Origin of the sequence: Solidesulfovibrio sp. (assembly GCF_029978005.1) — a bacterium.
Taxonomy (GTDB): Bacteria; Desulfobacterota; Desulfovibrionia; order Desulfovibrionales; family Desulfovibrionaceae; genus Solidesulfovibrio.
Genome location: NZ_JARKOZ010000007.1, coordinates 1 through 5,827 on the forward strand (window position 1 = coordinate 1; position 5,827 = coordinate 5,827).

3 protein-coding genes are annotated in these 5,827 nt (G+C 68.4%); all 3 read left to right on the forward strand.

What is annotated here, in order from left to right; all coding sequences use genetic code 11:
• Window positions 1–498, forward strand: a 498-nt coding sequence (locus tag Q1K70_RS00965) for a methyl-accepting chemotaxis protein (RefSeq protein ID WP_300154479.1), incomplete at its 5' end; no start/stop codon positions are given.
• A 289-nt stretch (window positions 499–787) separates the two neighbouring features.
• A complete protein-coding gene (locus Q1K70_RS00970) occupies window positions 788–3,121 on the forward strand; it encodes a methyl-accepting chemotaxis protein (protein ID WP_300154480.1) in 2,334 nt (777 codons plus the stop codon).
• A 462-nt stretch (window positions 3,122–3,583) separates the two neighbouring features.
• Window positions 3,584–5,827 (forward strand): methyl-accepting chemotaxis protein (locus Q1K70_RS00975; RefSeq protein WP_300154483.1); only part of this gene is annotated, 2,244 nt, incomplete at its 3' end.

The window sequence follows — 5,827 nt, forward strand, 5'->3', positions numbered from 1 at the left end:
ACGAATCTCCTGGCCCTTAACGCCGCCATCGAGGCGGCCCGGGCCGGCGAGGCCGGGCGCGGCTTCGCCGTGGTCGCCGACGAGGTGCGAAAGCTCGCCGAAAAGACCATGCACGCCACCAAGGAGGTGGGCGAGGCCATCTCCGGCATCCAGCACGGCACGGCCGCCACCGAGCGCATGATGGACGAGGCCGCCGCGGCCGTGGACACGGCCACCGAACTGGCCGAACGCTCCGGAACGGCCCTGAGCGAGATCGTTTCCGTGGTGGAGGCGGCCGGAGACCAGGTCCGGGCCATCGCCACGGCGGCCGAGCAGCAGTCCGCCACTTCGGAAGAGATCAACCGCTCGGTCGAGTCCATCAGCCGCATCGCCTCGGAAACGGCCGATGCCATGGCGCAATCCGCCCAGGCCGTGACCGAGCTGGCCGAGCTGGCCCAGGACCTGACGGCGCTGGTGGCCGAGATCCAGGGCGGCGGACAGGCGGCCATCGCCGCCTAGCGCCGCGCCTTTCGACGCCCCCGGGCATCGTCCGGCAACATGACGGCCGCGAGCTCCGCATCCGGGGTTCGCGGCCGTTTCCATTCTCGGCGCGGCCATCCCCCCTTTTGCCGGCCTGCGCGTCCCCACGAAGAGACACGTTGATTTTCGTTGCACGGAACCCCATGCATATTATACAATAGTTAATCATAATAATCATCATAACGATAATCTTTCGGAGGAATCGACCGGCGTTCCCCACGTCCGGCCCGACGTTTTCGAGCTTCACCGCAACTTCCGGGAGGATTCCATGAAAAAGGCCAGCGTCAACACCGTGCTTACGCTGTTCGTCGCGGCGTTGGTTCTCGTCGCCGTCCTGGTGCTGGTCGTCTACGTCTCGAAATCCTCCTACGAGATGGCGGCGAGCCTCCAGGAGTCCTCCCTGCTGCAACTGGCGCGGGGATCGGGCAAGACCCTGGAGCTCTACCTCGACGACGCGGCCGACGTGGCCCGGGCCCTGTCCACCCAGGACGCGGTGGTGGCCGGCCTTTCCGGGGACACGCAGCGCCTGGACTCCCGGTTTCGCAACTACATCGAGAGCTACAAGCAGTACTGGGCCATCTTCGCCTTCGACCTGACCGGCAAGATCGTGGCCGGCTACAACGCGAAGATGGAAGACATGCGCGGCGGCAGCCGGGCCGACCGGGACTACGTCAAGGGCGTGCTGGCCGGCAAGAACATGGTCTTCACGGACAAGATCCTGTCCGCCCGCAGCGGCGACACCCTCATCTTCGTGGTGGCCCAGGCCGTGCGCGACGCCTCGGGCAAGCTGCTCGGCGGCGTGGCCGTGTGCCCCAAATGGAACGTCTACACCAAGGACTTCATCGACCCCCTGCGCTTCGGCGAGCGCGGCTACGCCTTCATGCTCGACGCCTCGGGCATGGTCATCGCCCACGGCACGGACAAGAGCCTCCTGCTCAAGAGCGTGGCGGACATGGACTTCATCAAGAAGGCCCTGGCCCTCAAGGAGGGCGCCATGTCCTACGACTGGCAGGGCGAGCGCAAGTACATGGCCCTGGCCCAGGTGCCGACCACGGGCTGGATCGTGTGCATGACCGCCTACGAATCCGAGATGACGGCCCTGGCCGGGAAGCAGCGCGTCGTGGTCTTCTCGATCGGCGGCCTGGCCCTGGTGCTGGCCGTGGCCGGCATCGCCCTGGCCAACCGCAGCTTCGTGCTGCGCCCCCTCTCCCTGGTGGAGGCCTACACGGCCAAGGTGTCCTCGGGCGACCTCCAAGCCGTGCTTTCCGGCAGGTTCCGCTTCGAGCTGGCCACCCTGGCCGACAACCTGCGGCGCATGGTCGGCGAGCTCAAGACCCGGCTCGGCTTCGCCCAGGGCGTGCTGGCCGGCATTCCCGCGCCTTGCGCCGTGGTCGGCCCGGACAGCCGCATCCTGTGGATCAACCGCCAGGTACTCGACCTGCTGGAGCTCGAGGCCACGCCGGAATCCGCCAAGGGGCAGTCCGCGGGCCAGATCTTCTACGGCGACCCCAACCGGGAGACCCTTTCGCACAAGACCATCGCCACCCGGCGAAACGTGTCCAGCGACATCGATTTCGTGACGAAAAGCGGCAAGACCCTGCACCTGCACGTGGACGCCACGCCCTTTTACGACATGGACGGGGAACTCCTCGGCTGTCTGGTCTTCTGGAACGACCTCACCGGCATCATCGCCCAGAAAAACCGCATCGAAGCGCAAAACGCCCTGATCGCCGACGCCGCCTCCAAGGCCTCGGCCACCTCCGAGCGCATGGCCGCCGCCTCCCGGGAGCTGTCCGAGCGCATCGACCAGGCCAACGGGGGAGCCCAGGAGCAGGACGGCCGGGTCCAGGAGACGGTCACGGCCGTGGAGGAGATGAACGCCACCATCCTGGAAGTGGCCAGAAACGCCGGAGAGACCGCCAAAAACGCCCAGGAGGCCGGGACCAGGGCCCGCGAGGGCGCCGACCTGGTGGTCCGGGTCGTTGCGGCCGTGGGCGGCGTGCGCGACGCCTCGGCCCGGCTCAAGGAGAACATGCGGGGACTGGGCCAGCAGGCCCAGGGCATCGGCGCGGTGCTCGGCGTCATCTCGGACATCGCCGACCAGACCAACCTGTTGGCGCTCAACGCCGCCATCGAGGCGGCCCGGGCCGGCGAGGCCGGACGCGGCTTCGCCGTGGTCGCCGACGAGGTGCGAAAGCTCGCCGAAAAGACCATGCACGCCACCAAGGAGGTGGGCGAGGCCATCACCGGCATCCAGCGCGGCACGACGGAGACCGAGCGCATGGTGGACGAGGCGGCCGCGGCCGTGGACGCGGCCACGAGCCTGGCCGAACGCTCGGGCGAGTCCCTGACCGGCATCGTTTCCGTGGTGGAGACGGCCGGGGACCAGGTCCGGGCCATCGCCACGGCGGCCGAGCAGCAGTCCGCCACTTCGGAAGAGATCAACCGCTCGGTCGAGTCCATCAGCCGCATCGCCTCGGAGACGGCCGACGCCATGGCCCAGTCCGCCAGGGCCGTGGCCGAGCTGGCCGAACTGGCCCAGAGCCTGAGCGCCCTGGTGGCCGAAATCCGCGGCGGCGGCCAGGCGGCCCTTTCGGCCTGACGCCCTTCTCCGCAAGGGGCGCCTTTGCGCGAACCCCATTCGGCACCCTCATGTCCCGACCGCGTCGCGGGCGGTTTCGCCAGGAGCGAAGCCGCCCGCCTTTCCTTGCCGTCGACGCCGTCCGCGCCCCGGCCGGGCATGGCCGACGGCCTTGTCCGTCCGGGCGCCTTGGCCCTTGGATCTTGCTTTTCGCTTTTTTTCACAATATGGAATCGTGACGTTCACCATCGAGGACGCGCCTGCCAGAGGCAAAGACGGCAGGCCGGTTGACGTTGTAGCGATGTCATGCCGCTTTTCCCCGGCCAGGAGACATCCCGGCCGGCGGCGAAATCACGGAATCAATTTCCCGTTCATCGCATCCGATGCCAGCCAGCCCCTGTTCCGACCGCCGCCGTCGCGGCGGTCGGCCCGTCGTCGCGTGCCGGCCAAGCGCGCCGGGCCATGCCCGAAAAGGAGTCTTTCATGCGTCACGCCGGCATCAACGCCATCCTGGCCCTATCCGTCACCGTTTCCGTTCTGGCCGGCATCGCCGTGTTGGTGACCTACGTTTCCCGTTCGTCCATGGACATGGCCGAGGAACTGCGCGTGGAGGCCCTGGCCCAGTCCGCCGCGCAGACCGGCGACGCCGTGTCGAACTACTTGCGCAACACCTCCCAGGTCGTGGATTCCCTGGCCTCCCAGGACGCCATCAAGGAGGCCTTCGCCGGCTCCCCGGCCCGGGCCCAGGAACGGCTCAAGAACTACGTCCAGGGGTTCAAGGACTACTTTTCCTTCTTCCTCTTCGACGCCAAGGGCCGGATCATCGCCGGCGTCAACGCCGACGGCCAGGACCTGACCGGCGGCGACCGGGCCGGCCGGGACTACGTCCAGGCCGTGCTCGACGGAAAGGACCTCGTGTTCAGCAAGTCCGTCATGAAAGCCACCTCCGGCGACGCGCTCATCTACGTGGTGGCCAAGGCCATGCGCGGCCCGGACGGCAAGATCCTCGGCGGCGTGGCGGCAAGCCCGCTTCTCAGCGACTTCGCCTCCCACACCGTCGACATCGTCAAGTTCGGCCGGCGAGGCTACGCCTTCATGCTCGACAGCCGGGGCAAGGTCATCGCCCACGGCGGGGACAAGAGCCTCATGCTCACGGACATCTCCAAGGAATCCTTCGTCCAGAAGGCTCTGGCCAAGGGCGACGGCACCTTCGCCTACGACTGGAAGGGCGAGGCCAAGGTCATGGCCGTCACCCGCGTTCCGGCCACGGGCTGGCTGGTGTGCATGTCCTTCTACACCGAGGAGATGACCGCCGTCGCCCGGCAGCAGCGCCTTGTGCTCGCCGGCATCGGCCTGGCCGTGGCCGCGGCCGTGGTGTGCGTCATTACCCTGCTCTCCCGCCGGCTGGTGCTGCGGCCGCTCCTGGCCATGGAGACCTTCGCCAAGCGCGTGGCCGACGGCGACCTCGGCGCGAAGCTGGAAGGCTCCTTCCGGGCCGAGCTGGCCACCTTCGCCGACAACCTCCGCCGCATGGTGGGCGAACTCAAGGCCAAACTCGGCTTCGCCCAGGGCGTGCTCAACGGCATCCCCTCCCCCTGCGGCATCGTGGGCCCGGATTGCAACATGGTCTGGGTCAACGACCACGTCTGCCGGCTGCTGGAGAAGACCGCCCCGCGCGAGTCCTACCTGGGCCTGCGCTCCGGAGAATTCTACAACAACGACGCCGGCTCCGAGACCCTGTCCGACCGGGCCATCAAGGAACGCCGCCCGTTGGAGAAGGAAATCGACTACCTCACCCCCTCGGGCCGGAAGCTGCGCGTCGGCATCCGCACGACACCGTTCTACGACCTCGACGGCGCGCTGCTCGGCTCCATCTCCTTCTGGCTGGACCTGACCGAGATCCATGACCAGAAGTGCTGCATCGAGGAACAGAACACCGTCATCGCCGCCACCGCCGCCAAGGCCCTGGCCCTGGCCGACCGCATGGCCGCCGCCTCGGAAGAGCTCTCGGCCCAGATCGAGCAGTCGAGCCAGGGGGCAAAGGAGCAGAACAACCGCGTCCAGGACACGGTCACGGCCGTGGAGGAGATGAACGCCACCATCCTCGAAGTGGCCCGAAACGCCGGGGACACCGCCCAGGGAGCACAGGAGGCCGGGGACCGCGCCCGGGAGGGCGCGGACCTGGTGGTCCAGGTCGTTTCGGCCGTGGGCGGCGTGCGCCAGGCCTCGGCCCGGCTCAAGGACAACATGCGGGACCTGGGGCGGCAGGCCCAAGGCATCGGCGCGGTCATCGGCGTGATCAACGACATCGCCGACCAGACGAATCTTTTGGCGCTCAACGCCGCCATCGAGGCGGCCCGGGCCGGCGAGGCCGGGCGCGGCTTCGCCGTGGTCGCCGACGAGGTCAGAAAGCTGGCCGAAAAGACCATGCTGGCCACCAAGGAAGTAGGCGAGGCCATCACCGGCATCCAGAACGGCACGGCCGCCACCGAGCGCATGATGGACGAGGCGGCCGCGGCCGTGGACGCGGCCACGAACCTGGCCGAACGCTCGGGCGGCGCGCTCACCGGCATCGTCTCCGTGGTGGAGACGGCCGGGGACCAGGTCCGGGCCATCGCCACGGCGGCCGAGCAGCAGTCCTCCACCTCGGAGGAGATCGGCCGCTCCATCGAGTCCATCAGCCGCATCGCCTCGGAAACGGCCGACGCCATGGCGCAATCCGCCCAG